This is a genomic window from Variovorax sp. V35, from assembly GCF_041154465.1.
Lineage (GTDB): Bacteria > Pseudomonadota > Gammaproteobacteria > Burkholderiales > Burkholderiaceae_C > Variovorax > Variovorax boronicumulans.
This window is the reverse complement of record NZ_AP028666.1, coordinates 390477-414121: the sequence shown is the minus strand read 5'-3', so window position 1 is coordinate 414121 and position 23645 is coordinate 390477. Positions and strand designations below refer to the sequence as shown.

19 protein-coding genes are annotated in these 23645 nt (G+C 69.7%); 14 read left to right on the top strand and 5 right to left on the bottom strand.

The genetic code is table 11. The annotated features are described in order from the left end of the window. Nucleotides 1-132 precede the first annotated feature (132 nt). From ACAM42_RS01930 to ACAM42_RS01920, 3 genes are read right to left on the bottom strand one after another with little or no spacing between them, the layout of a single operon-like run. Nucleotides 133-1227 (bottom strand): M14 family metallopeptidase, encoded by a 1095-nt coding sequence (locus ACAM42_RS01930; RefSeq protein WP_354345370.1) that lies wholly within the window; start codon nt 1225-1227, stop codon nt 133-135. Continuing rightward, complete coding sequence (locus ACAM42_RS01925) at nt 1224-2432, bottom strand: M20 aminoacylase family protein (protein ID WP_369630950.1); 1209 nt, start codon at nt 2430-2432, stop codon at nt 1224-1226. The genes ACAM42_RS01930 and ACAM42_RS01925 overlap by 4 nt, the downstream gene beginning before the upstream one ends. Nucleotides 2433-2487: 55 nt before the next feature. Continuing rightward, nucleotides 2488-3681 carry a glycerophosphodiester phosphodiesterase gene (locus tag ACAM42_RS01920; RefSeq protein WP_369630949.1) on the bottom strand — a complete coding sequence of 398 codons (1194 nt, stop codon included), beginning with the start codon at nt 3679-3681 and terminating at the stop codon, nt 2488-2490. A gap of 110 nt (nt 3682-3791) precedes the next feature. On the opposite strand from ACAM42_RS01920, the gene argE reads away from it, so the two are divergent. The 10 genes from argE to ACAM42_RS01870 all read left to right on the top strand — a co-directional run bounded on the left by argE (nt 3792) and on the right by ACAM42_RS01870 (nt 16671). Next, nucleotides 3792-4958, top strand: coding sequence for an acetylornithine deacetylase (argE, locus tag ACAM42_RS01915; RefSeq protein WP_369630948.1), 1167 nt, complete (start codon nt 3792-3794; stop codon nt 4956-4958). A 28-nt stretch (nt 4959-4986) separates the two neighbouring features. Next, nucleotides 4987-6210: a DUF445 domain-containing protein gene (locus ACAM42_RS01910; RefSeq protein WP_369630947.1), complete on the top strand. Its 1224-nt coding sequence runs from the start codon at nt 4987-4989 to the stop codon at nt 6208-6210. Nucleotides 6211-6340: 130 nt separating this feature from the next. Then, nucleotides 6341-8008, top strand: coding sequence for a hypothetical protein (locus ACAM42_RS01905; protein WP_369630946.1), 1668 nt, complete (start codon nt 6341-6343; stop codon nt 8006-8008). A 118-nt stretch (nt 8009-8126) separates the two neighbouring features. Beyond that, nucleotides 8127-8903 carry an MHYT domain-containing protein gene (locus ACAM42_RS01900; protein ID WP_062472795.1) on the top strand — a complete coding sequence of 259 codons (777 nt, stop codon included), beginning with the start codon at nt 8127-8129 and terminating at the stop codon, nt 8901-8903. 73 nt (nt 8904-8976) lie between these two features. After that, entirely contained in the window at nt 8977-10587 is a 1611-nt protein-coding gene (locus tag ACAM42_RS01895) for an acyl-CoA carboxylase subunit beta (protein WP_369630945.1), read from the top strand. Beyond that, on the top strand, nt 10584-12533 hold the full coding sequence (locus ACAM42_RS01890) for an acetyl-CoA carboxylase biotin carboxylase subunit (RefSeq protein ID WP_369630944.1): 1950 nt from the start codon (nt 10584-10586) through the stop codon (nt 12531-12533). The genes ACAM42_RS01895 and ACAM42_RS01890 overlap by 4 nt, the downstream gene beginning before the upstream one ends. A 32-nt stretch (nt 12534-12565) precedes the next feature. Next, a complete protein-coding gene (locus tag ACAM42_RS01885) occupies nt 12566-13462 on the top strand; it encodes an SDR family oxidoreductase (protein WP_369630943.1) in 897 nt (298 codons plus the stop codon). Nucleotides 13463-13490: 28 nt separating this feature from the next. After that, entirely contained in the window at nt 13491-14651 is a 1161-nt protein-coding gene (locus ACAM42_RS01880; protein ID WP_095747399.1) for an acyl-CoA dehydrogenase family protein, read from the top strand. 5 nt (nt 14652-14656) lie between these two features. Further along, nucleotides 14657-15823: an acyl-CoA dehydrogenase family protein gene (locus ACAM42_RS01875; protein ID WP_369630942.1), complete on the top strand. Its 1167-nt coding sequence runs from the start codon at nt 14657-14659 to the stop codon at nt 15821-15823. 86 nt (nt 15824-15909) lie between these two features. Next, on the top strand, nt 15910-16671 hold the full coding sequence (locus ACAM42_RS01870; protein WP_139703953.1) for a slipin family protein: 762 nt from the start codon (nt 15910-15912) through the stop codon (nt 16669-16671). A gap of 50 nt (nt 16672-16721) precedes the next feature. On the opposite strand, the gene ACAM42_RS01865 is transcribed toward ACAM42_RS01870, so the two are convergent. Then, entirely contained in the window at nt 16722-17660 is a 939-nt protein-coding gene (locus ACAM42_RS01865) for a LysR family transcriptional regulator (protein WP_159278838.1), read from the bottom strand. A gap of 125 nt (nt 17661-17785) precedes the next feature. Here ACAM42_RS01865 and ACAM42_RS01860 point away from each other — a divergent pair, with 125 nt between their 5' ends. The 3 genes from ACAM42_RS01860 to ACAM42_RS01850 are packed head-to-tail and all read left to right on the top strand — an operon-like array spanning nt 17786 to nt 21918. Beyond that, the gene (locus ACAM42_RS01860) at nt 17786-18784 is read left to right on the top strand and encodes a Bug family tripartite tricarboxylate transporter substrate binding protein (protein WP_369630941.1); all 999 of its coding nucleotides are present in this window, start codon (nt 17786-17788) and stop codon (nt 18782-18784) included. A gap of 34 nt (nt 18785-18818) precedes the next feature. Further along, the gene (locus ACAM42_RS01855) at nt 18819-20492 is read left to right on the top strand and encodes a carboxylesterase/lipase family protein (protein ID WP_369630940.1); all 1674 of its coding nucleotides are present in this window, start codon (nt 18819-18821) and stop codon (nt 20490-20492) included. A gap of 28 nt (nt 20493-20520) precedes the next feature. Beyond that, on the top strand, nt 20521-21918 hold the full coding sequence (locus ACAM42_RS01850) for a dipeptidase (RefSeq protein WP_369630939.1): 1398 nt from the start codon (nt 20521-20523) through the stop codon (nt 21916-21918). 13 nt (nt 21919-21931) lie between these two features. Here the strand turns inward: ACAM42_RS01850 and ACAM42_RS01845 are convergent, their stop codons facing one another. After that, on the bottom strand, nt 21932-23209 hold the full coding sequence (locus ACAM42_RS01845) for a DEAD/DEAH box helicase (RefSeq protein WP_369630938.1): 1278 nt from the start codon (nt 23207-23209) through the stop codon (nt 21932-21934). Between the two features lie 48 nt (nt 23210-23257). Here ACAM42_RS01845 and ACAM42_RS01840 point away from each other — a divergent pair, with 48 nt between their 5' ends. Beyond that, nucleotides 23258-23638: a translation initiation factor Sui1 gene (locus tag ACAM42_RS01840; RefSeq protein ID WP_062472780.1), complete on the top strand. Its 381-nt coding sequence runs from the start codon at nt 23258-23260 to the stop codon at nt 23636-23638. Nucleotides 23639-23645 lie beyond the last annotated feature (7 nt).

Sequence of the window (23645 nt, the reverse complement as noted above, 5' to 3'; positions counted from 1 at the left end):
TGGTTCGGGGGGCGTGCCCAGGCCACCGGGTACTTCCCTCCGCGAATGTCCCCCGGGCTTCGCCCTCCTCCTTGATTTCGCTGCGGGAAGCACCCAGTGTCCTGGGCACGAGGGCACGCGGCTGGGGTGCGGTCAGGCCGAAAGGCCGTCCACCGCCTGGAACATCGCCTGCCGCGCCTGGCTCACGATCTGGCCGCGCCAGGCGTCGCTGTCCGTATAGAACGCCTCCACCATCCGCGCGCGGATGCCATCGGCCAGGTCGGCCGGTGCGTCCGGGTGCTTGTGCAGCCAGTGGTCCGCGCGCAAGGCACCGGTCACTTCGAGCATCGGCAGCGTGCCGTATTCGAGCGCGATGCCGGTGTACTCGGCCTGCGGGCACTCTTCGTACACGGCGTCCCACATCAACCCGCGCAGCAGCGCCGAGGTCGAGGAGCCGTCGTAGATCGAGGTGACGGGCGCCGCCGGTGTGCCCCACCACGCGTTGGCGCGGGCGTAGGCCACCTTGTCGTCGCGGCAGGCAAAGATGCGCTCGCCCAGGCCGTTGGGGCCGAGCCCCGTGTGCAGGTCGATCCAGGCCAGGCGCTTCGCGTGGCCTGCATGGCGACGCAACACGCTGCGGATGGTCTTGTTGCTCCAGGTCGGGGCCTTGCCGCCGAAGAACAGGCCGTCGTCGAACTGGTACTGGCCGCTGGTGACGGCTGCCTGGTAGGCGGTGGCGCCGTGCTTCTCGATCCACTTCTCGATCGCGGCCTGGTTGTCCGGTGTCGGCGGCCAGGTGTCAGGCAGCAGCAGCGGATGAAGCTTCGCGTAAGGCTCGTTCACCGGCACGGGCTTCGAGAAGTCGAGGAAGTTGCGGTTCAGGTCGACGTTCTCGTGCGTCACGCGGCGGCCGTACGAAAAGCCGTGCGGGTTCAGCGCATGCACGTACAGCACCGCCACGCCCTGTGCCTTGGCCTTCTCGCGCCATTCGGCGTCGTGCAGCGCGAACACCTGCACGCCGCTGCCGCAGTGGCCTTCGACGCCGTGGCAGGCGCTGGTGACGACCAGCAGCCGCTCGGCGTTGGCGTCGCCGTCGAGCGCCACGTCCATCGACAGCTCTTCGCCGTCGCGGCCCTTGAGCGGGTGCGCATGCGGCTCGACCGTGAGGCCGGCGCTGACGCAGCCCTGCAGGAACTTCTGGCGCGCTTGGGCGTAGCGCGGCGAAAAGGCCTCGCCGATGCCGATCATGCCGCTGCGCCGCCGGTGCCGGGCTTCAGGAACTGCTCGGCGATCTGCACCCAGCAGGTGGCGCCCAGCGGGATGAGGTCGTCGTTGAAGTCGTAGCTGGCGTTGTGCAGCGTGCACGGGCCTTCGCCGTGGTGCACGTCGCGGTGCGAGCCGTCGCCGTTGCCGATGAAGGCGTAGGCGCCGGGCTTGGCCTGCAGCATGAAGGCGAAGTCTTCCGAGGTCATGGCGGCCTCCTGCTTGAGCACGTTCTCGGGGCCGACGATCCCCCCCATCACGCGGCGCGCGAAGTCGGCCTCGGCCTCGGTGTTGATGGTCGGCGGGTAGTAGCGCTCGAAGCGGAACTCGCAGGTGGCGTCGTGCGCGGCGCAGATGTGCTCGCTGATCTGCTTCATCTTGGCCTCGATCATGTCGAGCACCTCGAGCGAGAAGGTGCGCACGGTGCCCGACAGCTCGCAGTTGTCGGGGATCACGTTGTTGGTCTCGCCGGCGTGGATGGTGGTGACCGAGATCACCGCCGAGTCGGTCGGCTTCATCTTGCGCGTGAGGATGGTCTGGAAGGCCTGCACGATCTCGCAGGCGATCGGCACCGGGTCGATGCCGGTCTGCGGCAGCGCGGCGTGGCCGCCCTTGCCGACCACGTTCACATGGAACTTGTTGCCCGAGGCCATCACCGGGCCGGGGCTCACGGCGAACTGGCCGGCCTTCATGCCGGGCCAGTTGTGCATGCCGAAGACGGCGTCCATGGGGAACTGCTCGAAGAGCCCTTCCTTGATCATCTCGCGCGCGCCGCCGCCGCCCTCTTCGGCCGGCTGGAAGATCAGGTAGACGGTGCCGTCGAAGTTGCGGTGCTTGGCCAGGTGCTGGGCCGCCGCGAGCAGCATCGCCGTGTGGCCGTCGTGGCCGCAGGCGTGCATCTTGCCGTGGTGCTGGCTGGCGTGGGCGAAGGTGTTGAGCTCGGTGACGGGCAGCGCGTCCATGTCGGCGCGCAGGCCGACGGCGCGGGTGCTGGTGCCGTTCTTGACGATGCCGACCACGCCGGTGGTGCCCAGGCCGCGGTGGATGGGAATGCCCCATTCGGTGAGCTTGCCTGCCACCACGTCGGCGGTGCGGACTTCTTCGAAACAGAGTTCAGGGTGGGCATGAAGGTCACGCCGGACGGCCGCGATGCCGGCCGCCTGCGTGACGAGCGAGTCGATGAGTTTCATAAGACACAGTCTAGGCTTTGCGGAATGCGCCGCAAAGACCGTGCCGGGCAAACCCTCAGCGGCCGATGCTCTTGAGGTACTCGGTGCGCGCGGCCAGCGCGGTGTCGGTAAAGTCGGTGAACACGCCATCGACGCCGAGCTTGTAATAGACCGCGTATTCGTTCTTGCCGTCCTTGTTGTAGTCGGACGCGAGCCGGCGCGACTCGTTACGGAACGTGAAGGGGTGCACGAACAGGCCCGCCTTGTGGGCGTCGGCGATCAGCGTGGTGGGGGCCGTCGAGGTGGCGTCGGCGTCGTTGATCTTGCCGTCCTTGTTGACGTCCACCACCTTACCGTCGGCGCCCACGGTGCCCTTGACGCTCACGATGTAGCGCTTCCAGGGGCCGATGCCGTCGGCGTAGGTCTTGATCTCGGCCAGCCCGGCGGGCGTGACCATGACGTCGAAGTTGCGCTTGTCGCCGGCCTTGGTCCACTCGTAGGGGCGGTCGACCGGCACGGCGTAGGTCATGGCGCCGGTCTTCATGTCGATGCCGTCGCCGTCGATCAGCTGGATGAGCCGGGTGTTCAGGCCCTTGCTCTTCATGTACTTGAGGCTGCCGGGCTCGAACGACTGCACGTAGATGGGCGCGGTCTTGCTGTTCCAGCCGGCGGCGTTGATGGCGGCGATGACCTTGTCTTCCATGGGCATGCCCAGGTCGCGGAAGTAGGTCGGGTTCTTGGTTTCCGGGTAGATCGCGATGGTGCGGCCGGTTTCCTTCGTCTTGGCCTTGGCGAAATCGATGATCTCCTGGAAGGTCACGACCTTGAACTTGCCGTTGAATTCCTGCGGGCGCTCGGCGTCGGTCGAGATGCCGCCCAGGGTCTTGATCTCGGCCAGCGTGAAGTCGTTGCTGAACCAGCCGGTCTGGGTTTCGCCGTCGACCTGGATGGTCTTCTTGCGCGAGGCAAAACGCGCGTGCTTGGCCACGTCGGTGCTGATCGCCAGGTTGGGGTCGTGGCGGGCGATGAGCACGCCGTCCTTGGTGGAGACCAGGTCCATCTCGATGACGTCGGCGCCCAGCTCGATGGCGCGCGCGTACGACTCCAGCGTCTGTTCCGGCAGGTAGCCCGAGGCGCCGCGGTGGGCGATGACCAGCGGCGGGTTGCCGTCCAGCGTGAGCAGCTTGTTCGCCGCCGGGCCGGTGGTGCCACAGGCGGCCAGGCTCAGGGCGGCCGCGGCGGTCAGGGTGATCTGCAGGGACATGCGCATGTTGTCTTCTCCATCCAAACAAAGAAAAAAGAGGAGGCAGGCTACCCGCTGCGCGTGACAACGCCGATACCCATCTGCACGGGCGTTCAACTTCCCGGACAATCTGTTGCATGCAGCACACGCTTTCTCCCCAGAGCCTCTTGATGGCGCAAACCTTGGTTCGCATGAACACGGTGAGCGCAAACAGCAACCTCGAGCTGATCGACTTCGCCCAGGCGCACCTCGCCGCCCTCGGCGTGAAGAGCCGCATCACCTACAACGCCGAGCGCACCAAGGCGAACCTGTTCGCCACGCTGGGCGAGGGCAAGCCGGCCGGCGTGATCCTCTCGGGCCACACCGACACGGTGCCCTGGGACGGCCAGGCCTGGAGCGTGGACCCGCTGTCGGCCGTGGTGCAGAACGAGCGCCTGTACGGTCGCGGCTCGGCCGACATGAAGAGCTACATCGCGATCGCGCTGGCCAACGCCCAGCGCTTCCTCGAGGGCGACGCGCCCTTCGCCGTGCACTTCGCCTTCACCTACGAAGAAGAAATCGGCTGCTTCGGCGTGCGCGAACTCATTGCCGACATGCGCGACGCCGGCATCAAGCCGCTGGCCTGCATCGTGGGCGAACCCACCAGCATGGTGCCCGCCATCGCCCACAAGGGCGTGTACCGCTACAAGTGCTGCGTGCGCGGCAAGGAGGCGCACTCGTCGCTCACGCCGAAGTCGGTCAACGCCATCGAGATGGCCGCGCGCGTGATCGGCAAGGTGCGCGACATGGCCGAGGACTTCGAGCGCAGCGAGCCGCGCTACGACGGCTTCGACGTGCCCTTCAGCACCGCCAGCGTGGGCCAGTTCCACGGCGGCATTGCCGACAACGTGGTGCCGCGCGACGCCGAGTTCCGCTACGAATTCCGCGATCTGCCCACGGCCGACGCCAGGCGCATGCAGTCCGACGTGCTGGCGTACGCCGCGAGCATCGAGCCCGCCATGAAGAAGGTGGCGCCCGACGCAGGCTTCAAGTTCGAAACGATCTGCGAGATCCCGAGCTTCCTGGGCGCGGCCGGCGACCCGGTCACGCTGCTCGCGCAGCGCCTGGCCAGCGAAGACCGCACCACGCTGGTGGCCTTCGGCACCGAAGCGGGCCTGTTCAAGAACGCCGGCATCCCCACCGTGGTGTGCGGCCCCGGCAGCATCGAGCAGGCGCACCAGCCCGACGAGTTCGTGAGCCTGGACCAACTGGCGCGCTGCGAGCTGTTCATGGAGCGCCTCGCGACCTCGCACACCATTGGCTGAAGACCACGGCAGCGGCGCACTGCAACGCATGAAACGCGTCGCGCTCGGCCTGCTGTGCGCGGCGGCGGCGCTGTATGCGCTGGCCAGCGCGCTGCACGGCCAGCACCCGGCCTGGGGCTACGTGGCGGCCTTTGCCGAGGCCGCGATGGTCGGCGCCATTGCCGACTGGTTCGCGGTGGTGGCGCTGTTTCGCCACCCGCTGGGCCTGCCGATCCCGCACACGGCGATCATCCCGAGCAACAAGGACCGCATCGGCGCCAAGCTCGCGGGCTTCATCTGCGACAACTTCCTGAGCACCGCCCAGGTGCTGGCCAAGCTGCGCCAGTTCGACGCGGCGGGGCGCATCGCCGAGTGGCTGGCCCGGCCCGCCAGCGGCGAGCGGCTCGGCGAATGGGGCGTGGCCGCCACGCGCTACGGCCTGGCCGCCTTCGACGACGAGCGGGTGCGCGACTTCATGGGCCGCGCCGCCGCGGCCGGCCTGGCGAAGATCGATCTCTCGCGCCTCACCGGCCAGGCGCTCGATGCGCTCACGGCCGGCGGGCGCCACCAGGCGCTGCTCGACGACGTGCTGCAGCAGGTGGCCGAGCTGCTCGACGGCGACGAGGTGCAGGCGCACATCACCGAGGCCATCGCGCGCGAGATCAAGACGCTGCGCTATGTCGGCCTGGACCAGGTGGCGGCCAAGCTCGCCACGCGCAAGATCGTGGCCGCCATCGCGCGCACGCTGGCCGAACTGGCGGCCGAGCCCGACCATCCAATGCGCCGGCGCTTCGACCACTTCGTGGACGACTTCGTGGTGCGCCTGAAGCTCGACCCCGAGTTCCAGCAGCGCGGCGAGCAGATCCGCGCCGAGCTCATCGCGCACCCCGCGCTGGGCGACTACCTGCACGGCCTGTGGGGCGAGCTGCTGGGCTGGCTGCACGACGACCTGGGGCGCCCCGACTCGACCATCCGCCAGCGCATCGCCACCATGGCCGGCGCGCTGGGCCAGCGGCTGCAGAACGACGCGGCCATCCGCGCCTGGATCAACGAGCAGCTCGAAGCCGCCGCGCCGGCGGCCATCGAGCGCTACCGCGAGGACATCCGCCGCTACATCGAGGAACGCGTGGGCGAGTGGAACGCGCACGAGATGACCGACGAGCTCGAGCGCCACATCGGGCGCGACCTGCAGTTCATCCGCATCAACGGCACGCTGGTGGGCGGGCTGGTGGGGCTGCTGATCCACACGGCGACGCAGCTGCTGCGCAACTGAAGCTGCGGGTTATCCGCAGCGGACGAAAGTCCGCGTCTTGTCCCGCGAGCGACTGCGCGGCCTCCTCCGGCTCCTAGACTGCGGGCGCACTGCCGCATCCGTCACAACGCCAACCCCAGAGGAGATCGCCATGCCCCGTCGCACGATCCGCGCTGCCGCGCTGACCGCCGCCCTCGCCCTGCTCGCCGCCTGCAGTTCGCTGTCGCCACCGCCCAAGCGCCCCGCCGCCTGGGCCGCGCCCGAAGTGCTCGTGGCCCCCTCGTCCTTCGCGGGCGTGCACGGCCTGGCCATCGATGCGAAGGGCCGGCTGCTGGCGGGCTCCGTGCTCGGCAACACGCTGTGGGAGGTCGACCGCCAGACCGGCGCCGCCAAGGTGCTGATCGATGCGCCCGAGGGCCAGGCCGACGACATCGCGGTCGGGCCGAAGGGCGAACTGGCCTGGACCAACTACCTCATGGGCATGCTGCGCTACCGCGAGAACGAGAGCGCGCCGCTGCGCGTGCTCGCCAAGGACCTGCCCGGCCTGAACTCGCTCGACTTCGACCGCCGAAACGGCAAGCTGTACGCCTCGCAGGTGTTCCTGGGCGACGCGCTGTGGGAGATCGACCGCGAGGGCAAGCAGCCGCCCCGGCTCATCAAGAAGGACATGGGCGGCTTCAACGGCTTCGAGGTCGGGCCCGACGGCCTGCTCTACGGCCCGCTGTGGTTCAAGGGCCAGGTCGTGAAGATCGACCCGGCGAACGGCAACCTGACCGTGATCGCCGACGGCTTCAAGATCCCGGCTGCCGCCAACCTCGACGGCAAGGGCAACCTCTGGGTCGTCGATGCGCGCAGCGGCGAGCTGGTGAAGGTCGATCTTGCGAGCGGCAAGAAGACCGTGGCCAAGCAGCTGCGCCCGTCGCTCGACAACCTCGCCATCGCCAAGGACACGCCCGACGGGACGATCTACGTCTCCAACATGGCCAACAACGAGGTGCAGGCCTTCAACCCCGCCACCGGCGAACTGCGCACGCTCACCAGCGGCAAGGTGGCGGTGCCGGCGGGCCTGAAGATCGACGGCAACGACCTGTGGGTGGCCGACGTCTTCGGCTTCCGGCAGGTCGACGTGCGCACCGGCGAGGTGCGCGACGTGTTCCGCATGCAGCGCGACCCCGAGCTCGACTACCCCTTCGCGGTCGGGCTGTCGCCCAAGCTCTTCGCGCTGACCTCGTGGTTCACGGGCTCGGTGCAGCTGGTCGACCGACAGACCCTGAAGACGGTCGAAACGATCCACGGCCTGAAGGCCCCGTTCGACGCGCTGCCGATGCCCGACGGCAGCGTGATCTACGCCGAACTCGCCACCGGCAGCATCACCCGCGCCAGCGGGCCGAAGTTTGCAGAGAAGTCAGTGCTGGCTAGCGGGCTGAACGGCCCGGTGCAACTGGTGGTCGGCCAGGACGGCGCGCTCTACGTGACCGAGGCCGCCGGCAAGCTGCTGCGCATTCCGCTGGACGCCAGCGCGCCCCTGCGCACCGTGGCCGACGGGCTGGCGCTGCCCGAGGGCCTGGCCCAGACGCCGTGGGGCAGCTTCATCGTGGCCGAGAGCGCGGCGCGCCGGCTGGTCGAGATCGACCCGGCCACCGGCACCCGCCGCACCGTCGCCGAGAACCTGCCCATCGGCCTGGCGGCCGGGCCCGGCCTGCCCCCGCCGTACGTGGTGACGGGCGTGGCCGTGGGCCGCGACGGCACGGTCTACGTGGCGGCCGACAGGAACAATTCGATCTATCGAATTCGGCCTGTCATTCAGGGTAACAATTAGTACAAGTTTCTGTTTACTTTTATAAACACATATTACAAACTGGTCGGGACGCGTCGCAGCGTTCCGATCGCATAGGGCAGTCGGGGTCTGCGAAGCGCTCTTTCCGAAGGGACATCGCATGACTCCACTCGTCGTAGGCCAAGTGCTATCGCCCGAATACTCCCTGGGGCTGGTCGCGCTTTCGTTCGTCATTTCCTTCTTCGGCTCGCTGGTGGCCCTGATCTGCGCCGGGCGCATGGTCGGTGCCGACGGCAAACCCAACCTGGCCATCGTGGCCTGCGCCGCGGTGGCGCTGGGGGGCATCGGCATCTGGTCGATGCACTTCATCGGCATGCTGGCCTACCGACTGCCCTTCGGCATCGCGTACAACATGCCGCTGACCATCGTGTCGCTGGTGGCGGCCATCCTGATCTCGGGCATTGCGCTGTACCTGGCGGGCGGGCGCGCCAAGTTCAGCCGCTCGGGCTGGCTGGCCGGCAGCCTGCTGGCGGGCCTGGGCGTGTGCGTGATGCACTACATGGGCATGTTCGCGATGAACATGCGGGCCACGATGAGCTTCGACTTCAGCATGGTCGCGCTGTCGGTGGTCATCGCCATCACGGCCGCCGCCGCGGCGCTGTGGCTGGCCTTCAACCTGCGCAAGCTGAGCCACCAGGTGGCCGCCGCCGCCGTGATGGGCGTGGCGGTGTGCACCATGCACTACGTGGGCATGAGCGCGGCCAGCATGATCTGCACGGCGGCCGCCCCGGTCGACGCGCTCTCGCTGGGCGGCAGCTACATGGGCCTCACGGTGTTCGGCACGGCCGGCGCGGTGCTGATCTTCATCTACTGGGTGGTCACGGGCAGCAGTCTGGACGCCGCCCCCGCCGCACAACGGCGCGTGCGCCCCAGCTAGTTGGCGCAAGCGGGCCGGGGGCCCGCCTCCTAAAGTCTGTGCGAAACGACACGCGCGCACCGCACAGACCCCCATGCCCTTCCTCGAATCCCGGCTGCACACCGCCGGAGACAGCTACCAGGCCAACCGCGCCAGCATGCTCTCGCTGCTGGAGCAGGTCCGGTCCCACGAAGCCCGCGCCGTGGCCGCCTCCAGCGCCTCGGCCGAGCGCTTCGCCAAGCGCGGCCAGTTGCTGCCGCGCGAACGCCTCGCGCTGCTGCTGGACACCGGCGCGCCCTTCCTGCCGCTGGCCACGCTGGCGGGCCTGGGCCAGGACAACCCCGACCTTTCGAAAAGCGTGCCCGGCGGCGGCCTGATCGCCGGCATCGGGCGCGTGGCGGGCGTGCGCTGCATGATCAGCGCCTCCGACTCCGGCATCGACGCCGGCGCGCTGCAGCCCATGGGCCTGGACAAGCAGCTGCGCCTGCACGAGATCGCGCTGGAGAACAAGCTGCCCTTCGTCCAGCTGGTGGAAAGCGCGGGCGCCAACCTCATGCAGTACCGCGTGCAGGACTTCGTGCGCGGCGGCAACATCTTCCGCAACCTCGCGCGGCTCTCGGCCGCGGGGCTGCCGGTGGTGACCGTGACGCACGGTTCGTCGACCGCGGGCGGCGCCTACCAGACGGGCCTGTCGGACTACATCGTGATGGTGCGCGACCGCACGCGGGCCTTCCTGGCCGGCCCGCCGCTCTTGAAGGCCGCCACCGGCGAGATCGCCACCGAGGAAGAACTGGGCGGTGCCGTCATGCACACCCACATCTCGGGCCTGGGCGACTACCTGGCCGAGGACGACCGCGACGCGCTGCGCATCGCACGCGCCATCCTCGGCGGCATCGACTGGGCGCGCGACGAGGCGCCGCGCGCCTTCGCGCCGCCGCGCCACGACGCCGAGGAGCTGATGGGCCTCATGCCCGCCGACGGCCGCCGGCCAGTGGACATGCGCGAGGTCATCGCGCGCATCGCCGACGGCTCGGAGTTCCTGGCCTTCAGCGAGCACTACGGCAGCGCCACGGTCTGCGGCCACATCCGACTCGAAGGCCACGCGGTGGGCATCATCACCAACAACGGCCCCATCGATTCCGACGGCGCCACCAAGGCCACGCACTTCATCCAGGCCTGCTGCCAGTCGCGCACGCCCATCGTCTACCTGCAGAACATCACGGGCTACATGGTGGGCCGCGCGCACGAGGAGGCCGGCATCATCAAGCACGGCGCCAAGATGATCCAGGCCGTGACCAGCGCCAACGTGCCGCAGATCACGCTGCACTGCGGCGCCTCGTACGGCGCGGGCAACTACGGCATGTGCGGGCGCGGCTTTGCGCCGCGCTTCTGCTTCAGCTGGCCCAACGCGCGCACCGCCGTGATGGGCGGCGAGCAGGCCGCGCAGACCATGGCCATCGTGATGGAGGCAGGCATGGCCCGCAAGGGCGCTGTCGACCGCGACAAGATCGACGCGATGCAGCGCCAGATCGTCGAGCGCTTCGAGCGCCAGATGAGCGTCTTCACCACCAGCGCGCTGCTGCTGGACGACGGCGTGATCGACCCGCGCGACACGCGCGCCGTGCTGGCCGAGGCGCTGTCGATCTGCCGCGACGCCGAGGCACGCGCCCCGCAACCCATGCAGTTTTCGGTGGCACGGCCATGAGCGCATTCAAGAAGATCCTGATCGCCAACCGCGGCGAAATTGCCGTGCGCGTGATGCGCACCGCACGCGCCATGGGCTACCGCACGGTCGCCGTGTACTCCCGCGCCGATGCAGACGCCGAGCACGTGCGCCGGGCCGACGAGTCCGTGTGCATCGGCGAGCCGCTGCCTGCGCAGAGCTACCTGAACATCGACGCGATCGTTGCAGCGGCCCGCGCCAGTGGCGCCGATGCGGTGCACCCGGGCTACGGCTTCCTCGCCGAGAACGCGGCCTTCGCGCAGGCGTGTCGCGACGCAGGGCTGGTCTTCATCGGGCCATCGCCCGAGGCCATCGTCGCGATGGGCGACAAGGCCGGCGCCAAGCGGCTCATGCAGGCGGCCGGCGTGCCGTGCATTCCCGGCTACCAGGGCGACGATCAAAGCACCGCCACGCTGGCCGCCGAGGCCGAACGCATCGGCTGGCCCGTGATGATCAAGGCCACGGCCGGCGGCGGCGGGCGCGGCATGCGGCTCGTGGCCTCGGCCGGCGCCTTTGCCGATCAATTGCAGAGCGCGCAGTCCGAGGCGCTGCATGCCTTCGGCGACGCCACCGTGATTTTGGAGCGCGCCATCGTCGCGCCGCGCCACATCGAGATCCAGGTGTTTGCCGACCGCCACGGTCACGCGATTCACCTCGGCGAGCGCGACTGCTCGGTGCAGCGGCGCCACCAGAAGGTGATCGAGGAAGCGCCTTCGCCGGCCGTCGACGCCGCGCTGCGCGCACGCATGGGCGCCACCGCCGTGGCCGCCGCCAAGGCCATCGCCTACGAAGGCGCGGGCACGCTCGAGTTTCTGCTCGACGCGCAAGGCCAGTACTGGTTCATGGAAATGAACACGCGGCTGCAGGTGGAGCATCCCGTGACGGAAGCGGTGACGGGGCTGGACCTCGTCGAGCTGCAGCTGCGCGTGGCGGCCGGCGAGCCGCTGCCGCTGACGCAGGACGACGTGCGCATCACCGGCCATGCGATCGAGGTGCGCCTGTGCGCCGAAGACCCGCAGCAGGGATTCCTGCCGCAGAGCGGCACGCTCACGGCGTGGCGTCCGTCGCCTACGCTGCGCACCGAGCACGCGCTGCGCGACGGCGCCGAAGTGCCGCCCTTCTACGACTCGATGATCGCCAAGCTCATCGCGTCGGGCCGCACGCGCGACGAAGCGCGACAGCGGCTGCTGGCGGGCCTACGCGACACCATCGCACTGGGCCTGCCGACCAACCAGGCATTGCTGCAGCGCGCGCTCGCGCACCCGGTGTTCGCGAGCGGCGGAGCGACCACCGCCTTCATCGGCGACCACCTCGACGCGCTGCTCGCCGCCGACGCGGCAGCCGACACGCGCGCCGCCCTGCTCGCGGCCCTGCTGCTGCAGACCGGCGCGCGCGGCTGGCCCTCGCCGCTGGCACACACGCTGCCCAACGCCTTGCGCTTTGCGCTCGACGGGGCGGTGCACACGGCGCGCGTGACGCCGCGCGGCGCGGCGCATTTCGAGGTCGTGCTGGACGACGCCGCGCCGGCCACGCTCGCGCTGCTGGCGCTGCCGGACGACGGCCCGGTGCGCTTTGCCTGCAACGGCGTGGCCGCGCAGGCATGGGTCGTGCGGCGCGGCGAACGCACGGACCTCCACTTCGACGGCCTCGCCCACCGCCTCGACGACCTCACGCACGTGGCCGTCCCGCGCGCCGGCGCGGGCGGCGGTGACGGCCTGCTGCGCGCCTCGATGAACGGCCGCGTGGTCGCGCTGCTGGCCGCCGAGGGCGACACCGTCTCGGCAGGCCAGCCACTGGTCACGCTCGAGGCCATGAAGATGGAACACGTGCACTGCGCACCGCGCGCGGGCCGCGTCGCGGCGCTGCATGTGGCCGTGGGCACGCAGGTGGCCGCGCGCCACATCGTGGCCGAGATCGCCGAGGCCTGAAGGCCCCTCCCCCTTTTTCGAGAACCTGTCGAATGAACGCACCCCACTACCGCTCCGTCTTCGCGCCCGGCCTGTTCGCCGGGCAATGCATCGTCGTCACCGGTGGCGGCTCGGGCATCGGCCGCTGCACCGCGCACGAACTGGCCTCGCTCGGCGCCCACGTGGTGCTGGTCGGGCGCAAGCCCGAGAAGCTCGACGCGGTGCGCGCCGAGATCGAAGCCGTCGGCGGCAACGCCAGCACGCAGGCCTTCGACATCCGCCAGGAAGACGCCGTGCGCGAGGCCGTGAAGGCCATCGTCGCGGCGCACGGGCGCATCGACGGGCTGGTCAACAACGCGGGCGGCCAGTACATCACGCCGCTGGCCGCCATCTCGGCCAAGGGCTGGGAGGCGGTGATCCACACCAACCTCACGGGCGGCTTCCTGGTGGCGCGCGAGTGCTACGTGCAGAGCATGCAGGCCCACGGCGGCGCCGTCGTCAACATCGTGGCCGACATCTGGGGGTCGATGCCGAACATGGGCCACAGTGGCGCCGCGCGCGCCGGCATGGTGAGCTTCACCGAGACCGCCGCCGCCGAGTGGGCCGTGAGCGGCGTGCGCGTGAACGCCGTGGCGCCGGGCTACATCGCCTCCAGCGGCATGGACCACTACCCGCCCGAGGCCGGCGACATGCTGCGCGCCATGCGCAAGACCGTGCCCGCGGGCCGCTTCGGCAACGAGGCCGAGACCTCCGCCGCCATCGCCTTCCTGCTGGGCCCGGCTGCCGCCTTCATCAGCGGCACCGTGCTGCGCGTGGACGGCGCGCGCCCGCAGGCGCGCATGGGCTGGCCGATGGAACTGCCCGACGCGCAGGCGCAGCAGCGCCCCGCGGTGCGGCCCTACGACGGCTTTCACCTCGCGCAGACACCGCGCGTGTTCCAGGACAAGTAACGAGCGAACGAACGAACGGAGACCAGTGATGCAGTACACCCATGAACACCTCGAGATGCAGAACACCCTGCGCCGGTTCATCGACGAGGAGATCAACCCCCACGTCGACGAATGGGAAGAGGCCGAGATCTTTCCCGCGCACGAGGTCTTCAAGAAGCTCGGCAACCTCGGTCTGCTGGGGCTGAACAAGCCCGAGGCCTTCGGCGGCGCCGGCCTCGACTATTCGTTTGCGATGGCCTTCGCCGAAGGGCTGGGCCACATCAGCTGCGGCGGCGTGCCGATGGCCATCGGCGTGCAGACCGACATGTGCACGCCCGCGCTCGCGCGCTTCGGCAGCGACGAACTGCGCCGCGAGTTCCTGGTGCCCGCCATCGCGGGCGACACGGTCGGCTGCATCGGCGTGAGCGAGCCCGGCGCGGGCAGCGACGTGGCGGGCCTGAAGACCTATGCGAAGAAGGACGGCGACGACTACCTCATCACCGGCCAGAAGATGTGGATCACCAACAGCCTGCAGGCCGACTGGATGTGCATGCTGGTCAACACCAGCGAGGGCCCGGTGCATCGCAACAAGTCGCTCGTGATGGTGCCGATGAACCTGCCCGGCATCGAGAAGGCCAAGAAGATCCGCAAGATCGGCATGGACTCGAGCGACACCGGCCTCATCTACTTCGACAACGTGCGCGTGCCGCAGCGCTACCGCATCGGCGAGGAAGGCCAGGGCTTCGTCTACCAGATGCAGCAGTTCCAGGAAGAGCGCCTGTGGTGCGCGGCCAGCTCGCTCGCACCGATGGACGACTGCATCACGCAGACCATCGAATGGGCGCAGCAGCGCCAGATGTTCGGCGCCACGCTGGCCGACCAGCAGTGGGTGCAGTTCAAGCTGGCCGAACTGAAGACCGAGGTGGAGGCGCTGCGCGCCCTCACCTACCGCGCCTGCGACCTGCATGTGAAGGGCGAGGACGTGCTCGAGCTCGCCTCGATGGCCAAGCTCAAGACCGGCCGCCTCACGCGCCAGGTGGCCGACACCTGCCTGCAGTTCTGGGGCGGCATGGGCTTCACGCTGGAGAACCGCGTCTCGCGCCTGTACCGCGACGGCCGCCTGGGCTCGATCGGCGGCGGCGCCGACGAGGTGATGCTCGGCATCCTCGCCAAGACCATGGGCATCGCCAAGCGCCCGCCGCGCGGCTGACCGGCATGGACGCTGAACTGCAGGCCGACCGTGCGGCGCTCGCCGACACGGTGCGCCGCTTCGCCCAGGCCGAGATCGCACCGAACGTGCAGGCCTGGGACGAGGCCGGCGAGTTCCCGCGCGCGCTGTACGCCCGCGCGGCCGAGCTGGGCCTGCTGGGCCTGGGCTACCCGGAAGCACTCGGCGGCACGCCCGCCTCGTATGCGCTCAAGCTGCCGGCCTGGGTCGCGCTCGCGCGCCACGGCCAGAGCGGCGGCGTGCTCGCGAGCCTGTTCTCGCACAACATCGGCCTGCCGCCCGTGGTGCTGCATGCCAGCGACGCGGTGCGGCAAGAGGTCGTGCCGGCCGTGCTGCGCGGCGAAAAGATCGCCGCGCTCGCGATCACCGAACCCGGCGGCGGCTCCGACGTGGCCGCGGTGCGCACCACGGCCAAGCGCGACGGCGACCACTACGTGCTCAACGGCGAGAAGACCTTCATCACCTCGGGCATGCGCGCCGACTGGATCACCGTGGCCGTGCGCACCGGCGAAGGCCGCGGCGCGGGCGGGCTCTCGATGCTGCTGGTGCCGGGCGACGCGCCCGGCCTTTCGCGCACCCGGCTCGCGAAGATGGGCTGGCTGTGCTCCGACACCGCCACCCTGCACTTCGACAACGTGCGCGTGCCCGCGCGCTACCTGCTGGGCGACGAGGGCGCAGGCTTTCGCATGGTCATGGGCAACTTCAACGGCGAGCGCGTCGGGCTCGCGGCCGGCGCGCTGGGCTTCGCGCAGGCCTGCCTGGACGAGGCGCTGGCCTGGTCGCGCGAGCGCAAGACCTTCGGCGCCGCGCTCATCGAACACCAAGCGGTGCGCCACAAGCTGGTCGACATGCAGATGCGCATCGCCTCGACCGAGGCCTGGCTCGAGGCCGTGTCCGCCGAGGGCGACGCGCACGAGGCGGCGGGCCGCATCAACGCGCCCGAGTGGGTGGCGCAGGTCTGCCTGCTCAAGAACCACGCCACGCAGACCATGCAGTTCTGCGCCGACCAGGCGGTGCAGATCCTCGGCGGCATGGGCTTCATGCGCGGCACGGTGAGCGAGCGCATCTACCGCGAGGTCAAGGTGATGATGATCGGCGGCGGGGCCGAGGAGATCATGAAGGAGCTGGCGGCGCGGCAGCTGGGGTGGGTGTAGCGACCTTCATTTCGGCCCGGCAGGAACGCTGCTGCGCAGCGGGGGTCCAACCGTCCAGCACCTTTGCTGGGTCGCGGGAGATCACCATGCTCTCTTTCACTTATGGCATCGGCGCCGTCGCCCTGGTCCTGCTGGCGGCGCTGCTCTTTTCGGCGATATGGATCTTCCGGGAGTACGAGCGCGGCATCGTGTTCACCCTGGGGCGCTTCTCGAAGGTGGCAGGGCCCGGGCTGGTGTTCGTGATCCCGGCCATCCAGCAGGTGGTGCGCGTCGACCTGCGCACCGTGGTGCTCGAAGTGCCGACGCAGGATGTGATCTCGCGCGACAACGTGTCGGTGAAGGTCAGCGCGGTCGTCTACTTCCGCATCGTCGATGCGGCCAAGGCCATCATCGAGGTCAAGGACTTCTTCAACGCCACCAGCCAGCTGGCCCAGACCACGCTGCGCTCGGTGCTCGGCAAGCACCAGCTGGACGACATGCTGGCCGAGCGCGAGAAGCTCAACCTGGATGTGCGCGAATCGCTGGACGTGCAGACGGCCTCATGGGGCATCAAGGTGTCGAACGTCGAGATCAAGCAGATCGACCTCACCGAATCCATGATCCGCGCCATCGCACGGCAGGCCGAGGCGGAACGCGAACGCCGCGCCAAGGTGATCCATGCCGAGGGCGAGCTGCAGGCGTCCGAGAAGCTGTTCCAGGCCGCGCGCGTGCTGGCGCAGGAGCCGCAGGCGATCCAGTTGCGCTACCTGGAGACGCTCACGGTGATCGGCGCAGACAAGAACACGACCATCGTGTTTCCGCTGCCGGTGGACCTGATGGCGAGCTTGCTCGGCAAGCAGCACGCGTAGCGTGCAACGGCGGTGGTCCCGGCGCCGGTTCGAATCGCTGCGCGGGCAGATCAGGTCGATGGCGCCGCGGATGGATCGGCACCGGCCTGCGCGAGCCCGACGCAGAAATCGCGCACCAACCGCAGCGCAGGGGCCTCGGTGCGGCCTTCGAGTGTGACGAAGGCGAACTGCGCACTGAGCCCCGCCGCGGGCGCCACCGTCAACTCGGCCAGTTCGCCGCTGTCCTGCAGCGCGCGGGTGGCCGCGAGCACGCCCAGGAAGATCGCGTCGGTGTTGCGCACGGCATCGATCAGCGCGCCGATGTCTTCCGACGACACATGCAGCCAGCGCTGCGGGCTCGCGTCGCTGCCGTAGCGCTCGACCAGGATGCGCGCCACGTCGTCGCTGACCATCGTCGAGACCACCGGGTAGCGCACGAGATCGTCGAAGCCCACCGGCGTGCCGCGGCCCTTCGCAAGCAGCGGATGGCCGCGCCGGCAGACGAAGCCGGAGCGCAGCGTCGGCAGCACGTCGATGTGCAGGTCTTCCCGCGGTGACACCGCGCGGTAGGTGAGCACCAGCGCATCGAGCGTGCGTGCGCGCAGTGCCGCCAGTTGCAGGTCGGGCCCGCCGCCGTGCAGCTGCAGGCCCACGCGCGGGTGGTGGCGCAGCATGTGGATCAGCAACGGCGACGAGAACAGGGCGCCCGGTGCGGCACCGAGCCCCAGCCGCACCGAGCCGGCCTGCCCGTCGGCCAGCAGCGCGGCGGCGCGCTTGAGCTCATGCGTCTCCATCGAGATGCGCTTGGCGCGCGCCAGCACCATGGCGCCGAACGGCGTGAGCTCGTTGCGCTTGCCGATGCGGTCGACGAGTTGCATGCCGAGCTCCTGCTCAAGCATCTGGATGCTGCGGCTGAGCGCCGGCTGCGTCAGGTGCACCTTCTCGGACGCGCGGCTGAAGGAGCCGGTTTCGGCGAGCGCGAGCAGGTGGTCGAGTTGCTGGAGGTTCATGGCGGGCCGCTCTTTGTCATACGCATGAGGCGCGCTCATGGTAATGACAAAAACAATGCATTGGACAGATATTCATGCGATTCCTAGCATCCATCGCGTACTACTTTGGACCAAGGAATTTCCCCATGAAGCGGTTCGGTCAATGGCTTTGCGCGCTGGCTTTTCTAGGCTGCGGCACGGCGGCGATGGCGCAGCCACAAGCGCAGGGGCCCTACCCCTCGAAGGTCGTCACGATGATGGTTCCCTACCCGGCGGGCGCGGCCAGCGACTTCACCGCGCGGGCCCTGAACGACCTGGTCGGCAAGGCGCTCGGCGGGCAGGTGATCGTCGAGAACCTCGGTGGCGCGAGCGGCGCCATCGCCGCGGGCAAGGTGCTGGCGGCGCCGGCCGACGGCCACTTTCTGTTCCAGGGCTCGCCCAACGAGCTGATCCTGTCGGGGCTGGTGAACAAGAGCACGCGCTACAAGCCCGAGGACTTCCAGTGGATCGCGCCGGTGGCCACCTCGCCCCTGGTGCTGATGGTCAACAGCCAGCTGCCGGCGCACTCGCTCGATGAGTTCGTGGCGCTGGCGCGCTCGCGCAAGGACGCACCGCTGAACTACGGCACGCCGGGCGCCGGCACGCTGTATCACCTGCTCGGCGAGCTCTTCACGAAACGCACCGGCGCGCCTGCCACGCACGTGCCCTACAAGGGCGGCGCCCCCCTCCTGCAGGACCTGATCGGCGGGCAGATCGACTTCGCGTTCATGCCGTACCAGGCCTTCTATGCCGACTACGTGAAGCAGGGCCGCCTGCGCGTGATCGGCTCGCTGTCGCCCGGCAAGCGCCTGCCCGCGCCGTTCGACACGGTGCAGACCAGCGCGCAGAGCAAGGACATGAAGGACTTCGACTTCAGCATCTGGACCTCGTACGTGGTGCGCAAGGGCACGCCGCGGCCGGTGGCCGAACGGCTCAACGCCGCGATCGCCGCCGCGCTGAAGAACCCGCAGGCGCGCGCGCAGCTGGAATCGCAGGCCAAGACCGTCTTCGAGCCGATGAGCCTGGAGGCGGGAGAGCAGTTCTACGCCGCCGAGATCGCGCGCTATCGCGACCTCGTCAAGGCCATCGGCTACGAGTCGCCCTGAGCCCCCGCTCCACGCAAGAACAAGAGGTGCATTCATGAAGACGAGACACATCAATGGCCTGGTGCTGACGATCGCGCTGTCGCTCTCGGCGTGCGGCGGCGGTGGCGGCAGCACCGGTTTCGGCGGCATCGCGCTGCCGCCGGCCGCGAGCCCCGCACCGGAGGCCCCCGCGCCGACGCCGGACGACCTCACGGTCGCGGTCACCACCGAGGGCAAGGTCGCGGGCAGCGCCGGCTCGGACATGGTGTCGTTCCTCGGCATTCCCTACGCGCAGCCGCCGGTGGGCGCCTTGCGCTGGGCACCGCCGCAACCGCCGGCCGCACACGCGGCCACGCTGCAGGCCAGGGCCTTCGGCAATGCGTGCCCGCAAGCCCCCGGCGCGGTGTCGTCACCGATCGCCGAAGACTGCCTCTATCTCAACGTGTGGAAGCCCGCAGGCACGAAGCCCGGCGACAAGCTGCCGGTGATCTTCTACATCCACGGCGGCGCGTTCACGCTGGGTTCGGGCGAGATGGGCCCGAGCCCGCTGGCGAGCCGCGGCGTGGTCGTCGTCAGCCTCAACTACCGGCTCGGCGCGCTCGGCTACCTCGCGAACAAGGCATTGCGCGCAGCCAACAAGGACGGCAGCCTCGGCAACTTCGCGGTGATGGACCAACTGGCCGCGCTCGGCTGGGTGCAGAAGAACATCGCGGCCTTCGGCGGCGATGCGGGCAACGTCACGCTGTGGGGCACCTCGGCAGGCGCGACGCAGAGCTTCTCGCTGCTGCAGTCGCCGAAGGCCAAGGGGCTGTTCCAGCGCGCGGTGATGCAAAGCGGCGGCGCGGCCGAGTACTCGAACCCGAGCATGGACACCTCGCTGGCCGTCGGCGACACCGCCGTGCAGAACCTCGGATGCAGCGGCGCCGCCGACGTGGTCGCCTGCCTGCGGGCACTGCCGGTGTCGGCGCTGCTCGCACAGGGCACGCTCAAGTGGCGGCCCACGGTCGACGCACAGGTCCTCACGCAGGTGCCCGCACGCGCCTTCGCGACCGGCAACTTCAACCAGGTGCCCGTGATGATCGGCGGCGTGCGCGACGAGGGCACGCTGTTCGTCGACACGAAGCTGAGCGCCACCTACTACCCGCTGTACCTGCGCGGGCTCGCGCCGGCCGGCTACGACACCACGGCCATCGAGGCGGCCTACCCGATCGGCAACTACGCCGTGCCGGCGCAAGGCATCGCGCGCGCCATGGGCGACGCGATGTACGCCTGCGGCAACAGCGCGCGGCGCGATGCGCTCGCGGCCTGGGTGCCGGTGTACGGCTGGGAGATGACCGATCCGCAGCTGTCGTTTCCGACGAGCCCCACGGCCTTCTTCTACGGCACCGCGCACGGCATGGACAGCTACTACCTGACCGGCACGGTCGACGCGCTGCCCACGTACCCGTACTTCGACCCGGGCAGCGCCACGCCCGACGCAACCACCACCGCACAGCGCAAGGCGCTGTCGGCGCAGATGGTGGCGTACCTCCTCAACTTCGCGAAGCACGGCGACCCGAACGGCGACGGCCGCAACGTCGCGACGCACTGGCCGCGCTCCATGGGGCCGTCGGGCCGCGCGCTGATGGAGTTCACCTACCCCGCCGTCAAGACATCGAGCAACGCGTTCGAGCACACGCACAAGTGCGACACGCTGTGGGGGCCGGACGTGTTCCCGCCGCTGTACTGACGAACCCACCGCATTCACTCCTCCCTCCATGAACGAACAACACGTCATCGACCACCTCGACGCCCGCCAGCCGCAGATCGTGGCGTGGCTCAAGGACTTCCTGCGCATCCCGAGCGTGAGCGCCGACCCGGCCTTCGCGCCCGGCATGCACGAGGCGCGGCGCTTCCTCGTCGAGCGGCTGCAGCAGATCGGCCTGGCCGGGGTGCGCCTGCTCGACGGCGACGGCGAGCCCGCCGTGTACGGCGAATGGAACGGCGCGCCCGGCCAACCCACGCTGATGGTCTACGGCCACTACGACGTGCAGCCGGCCGATCCCGTCGCGCAATGGCGCACGCCGCCGTTCGAGCCCACGGAGGTGGACGGCCGGCTCTACGGCCGAGGCACCTCCGACGTGAAGGGCTCGACCACCATCGCACTCGAGGTGATCGCCTCGTTCCTCGCGGTGCTGGGCCGGTGCCCGGTGAACATCAAGGTGTTCCTCGAAGGCGAGGAGGAAACAGGCAGCCCCTCGCTGCGAACCCTCGTCGAGCGCCACCGGGCGCTGCTGCAGGCCGATGCGGTGCTGTCAGCCGACGGCGGGCGCGCGAGCGCGCAGGTGCCGACGATCAACACCGGTGCGCGCGGCAACTCGCAGCTCGAGGTGCGGTTGCGCACCGCGCACAAGGACTTGCATTCAGGCCGCTACGGCGGCGGCGTGCGCAACGCGCTGCACGAGATGGCGCGGCTGGTCGCATCGCTGCACCACGCGGATGGCGGCGTGGCGGTCGAAGGCTTCTACGAGGGCGTGCTGCCACTCAGCGCCAGGCAGCGTGCCGATACCGCAGCGTTCCCCTACGACGAAGCCGCGTTCTTTTCTGATGTCGGCGCCGGCGCGCACGGCGAGCCCGAATACACCGCCCGCGAGCGCATCACGCTGCGGCCCGCGCTCGACGTCAACGGCCTGTGGGGTGGCTACACGGGCGGTGGCGGCAAGACCATCGTGCCCTGCGAGGCGCAGGCCAAGCTCACCACGCGCGTGGTCGCGGGGCAGGACCCGCGCGCCGTGATCCACGCGGTGCTGCGCCACCTGCAGCGGCACTGCCCGCCCGGCTGCACGCTCGACGTGGTGGCCCTGAACGACGGCTCACCCGCCTCCACCCTCGCGCCGGACCACCCGCTGGTGCGCGCAGCCGAAGCGGTGCTCGAACGCGAGAGCGGCCAGCGCCCCGTTCACGTGCGGCTCGGCGCGAGCGTGCCGGTCACGTCGATCTTCAAGGAGATGCTGGGCATCGACACGCTGATGTTCGGCTTCAACCTGCCCGATGAAGACGTGCATGCGCCGAACGAGTTCTTCCGGCTGGCGTCCATCCAGCAAGGGACACGGGCCTGGACCTTGCTGCTTGCAGAACTGGCGAAGCACCCGCCGGCATCCTTTCATGCCGGCTGACGCCTGACGCGCGTCAGTCCGCGTCTTCTCCACCGCCCGCCTGTGCGGCCAGCGCGGCCGCCGCGCGCAGCTTGTCCTTCTTGCTCGGCCGCGTGCCCTTGATGCCGCCGTTGCCCGAGGTGTCGACCACCACCGGTGCCGCCTCGACCGGCTCGAAGCCCGCGATGCGCTCGCGCGGCACGCGCTGGCCCTGGCGCTTCTCGATCAGGCGGAAGTGCGCCTCGGTGGCCGGGCTCACGAAGCTGATCGCCAGCCCGCTCGCGCCCGCGCGGCCGGTGCGGCCGATGCGGTGGATGTAGTCGGTGGGCGAACGCGGCAGGTCGTAGTTGATGACCACGGGCAGCTGCGCGATGTCCAGGCCGCGCGCCGCCAGGTCGGTGGCGATCACCACGTCCCAGCGGCTCTGCTTGAACTGCGCCAGGATGTCGCGGCGCGTGCCCTGCGCGATGTCGCCGTGGAAGGGCACGGCGTAGATGCCGTTGCGGTACAGCTTCTCGGCCACGGTCTGTGCGGCGTGCTGCGTGGCGACGAACACCAGCACGCGGTCCCAGGTGCCTTCGTTGTCCTTCAGCAGCTGGCGCAGCAGCTGGGTGCGGCGGGCGGCGTCGACCTCGATGGCGCGCTGCACGATGTCGGGCCGGGTGCCGGGCTCGCCCTGCACGTCGACCAGCGCCGGGTCGTGCAGCATGTCGTCAGCCAGCGCCTGGATGGCGATCGGGAAGGTGGCCGAAAAGAGCAGGTTCTGGCGCCGCGCGGGCAGCAGCGCCAGGATGCGCTGCAGCTCCTCGGCAAAGCCCAGGTCGAACAGGCGGTCGGCCTCGTCGAGCACGAGCGTCGACACGGCGTCGAGCGCGAGCGCGTTGTGTTCGACCAGGTCGAGCAGCCGGCCGGGCGTGGCGACCACGATGTCGGCGCCGCCGCGCAGCCGCATCATCTGCGGGTTGATCGAGACGCCGCCGACCGCGACGACGATCTTCAGGCGCTCGGGCAGGTGCCGCGCGAAGTCTTCCAGCGTCTCGCCCACCTGGGCCGCGAGTTCGCGCGTGGGCACGAGCACCAGCGCGCGCAGCCGGCGCGACGCCGACGCGGCGGGCTCGGCGGCCAGGCGCTGCAGCAGCGGCAGGGAAAATGCGACCGTCTTGCCGGAGCCGGTCTGTGCCGAGCCCCGCAGGTCGCGGCCCTGCAAAATGGCAGGGATGGCCGCCGCCTGGATGGCGGTCGGCGCGGCAAAGCCGCTCGCGGCGGCCGCTTGCGCGAGCGCGGGGGTCAGGCCCAGGGTATCGAATGGCATGGAACGGGCACCGGGAAAAAAAGAGAGATCGAAAGAAAGACGGATCGAATGGGAACGATGAAGAACAGCCGCACCGGCAGCACGCTGGTGTACTCCACCGAGGCGGGCGGGCGCATGTGCCCCGACTGCGGCGCCCCGATGGCGCAATGCCGCTGCAAGGAACTCGCGAAGGCCCGCACGGCGGCCACGGACGGCATTGTCCGCGTATCGCACGAGACCAAGGGCCGAAAGGGCAAGGGCGTGACCGTGGTCAAGGGCCTGCCGCTCGACGCGGCGGCGTTGGCGGCCGTGGGCAAGCAGCTGAAGGCGGCCTGCGGCACGGGCGGCACGGTGAAGGACGGCACCGTGGAGATCCAGGGCGATCACCGCGAGGTGGTCATCGCCGCCCTCGTGAAGCAGGGCCACACGGTCAAGCGCGCGGGCGGCTGAACAGCGC

Excerpts from the sequence above, each read along its gene's own strand:
- ACAM42_RS01930 (WP_354345370.1), bottom strand. The coding sequence starts at position 1,227 with ATGATCGGCATCGGCGAGGCCTTTTCGCCGCGCTACGCCCAAGCGCGC.
- ACAM42_RS01925 (WP_369630950.1), bottom strand. The coding sequence starts at position 2,432 with ATGAAACTCATCGACTCGCTCGTCACGCAGGCGGCCGGCATCGCGGCC.
- ACAM42_RS01920 (WP_369630949.1), bottom strand. The coding sequence starts at position 3,681 with ATGCGCATGTCCCTGCAGATCACCCTGACCGCCGCGGCCGCCCTGAGC.
- argE (WP_369630948.1), top strand. The coding sequence starts at position 3,792 with ATGCAGCACACGCTTTCTCCCCAGAGCCTCTTGATGGCGCAAACCTTG.
- ACAM42_RS01910 (WP_369630947.1), top strand. The coding sequence starts at position 4,987 with ATGAAACGCGTCGCGCTCGGCCTGCTGTGCGCGGCGGCGGCGCTGTAT.
- ACAM42_RS01905 (WP_369630946.1), top strand. The coding sequence starts at position 6,341 with ATGCCCCGTCGCACGATCCGCGCTGCCGCGCTGACCGCCGCCCTCGCC.
- ACAM42_RS01900 (WP_062472795.1), top strand. The coding sequence starts at position 8,127 with ATGACTCCACTCGTCGTAGGCCAAGTGCTATCGCCCGAATACTCCCTG.
- ACAM42_RS01895 (WP_369630945.1), top strand. The coding sequence starts at position 8,977 with ATGCCCTTCCTCGAATCCCGGCTGCACACCGCCGGAGACAGCTACCAG.
- ACAM42_RS01890 (WP_369630944.1), top strand. The coding sequence starts at position 10,584 with ATGAGCGCATTCAAGAAGATCCTGATCGCCAACCGCGGCGAAATTGCC.
- ACAM42_RS01885 (WP_369630943.1), top strand. The coding sequence starts at position 12,566 with ATGAACGCACCCCACTACCGCTCCGTCTTCGCGCCCGGCCTGTTCGCC.
- ACAM42_RS01880 (WP_095747399.1), top strand. The coding sequence starts at position 13,491 with ATGCAGTACACCCATGAACACCTCGAGATGCAGAACACCCTGCGCCGG.
- ACAM42_RS01875 (WP_369630942.1), top strand. The coding sequence starts at position 14,657 with ATGGACGCTGAACTGCAGGCCGACCGTGCGGCGCTCGCCGACACGGTG.
- ACAM42_RS01870 (WP_139703953.1), top strand. The coding sequence starts at position 15,910 with ATGCTCTCTTTCACTTATGGCATCGGCGCCGTCGCCCTGGTCCTGCTG.
- ACAM42_RS01865 (WP_159278838.1), bottom strand. The coding sequence starts at position 17,660 with ATGAACCTCCAGCAACTCGACCACCTGCTCGCGCTCGCCGAAACCGGC.
- ACAM42_RS01860 (WP_369630941.1), top strand. The coding sequence starts at position 17,786 with ATGAAGCGGTTCGGTCAATGGCTTTGCGCGCTGGCTTTTCTAGGCTGC.
- ACAM42_RS01855 (WP_369630940.1), top strand. The coding sequence starts at position 18,819 with ATGAAGACGAGACACATCAATGGCCTGGTGCTGACGATCGCGCTGTCG.
- ACAM42_RS01850 (WP_369630939.1), top strand. The coding sequence starts at position 20,521 with ATGAACGAACAACACGTCATCGACCACCTCGACGCCCGCCAGCCGCAG.
- ACAM42_RS01845 (WP_369630938.1), bottom strand. The coding sequence starts at position 23,209 with ATGCCATTCGATACCCTGGGCCTGACCCCCGCGCTCGCGCAAGCGGCC.
- ACAM42_RS01840 (WP_062472780.1), top strand. The coding sequence starts at position 23,258 with ATGGGAACGATGAAGAACAGCCGCACCGGCAGCACGCTGGTGTACTCC.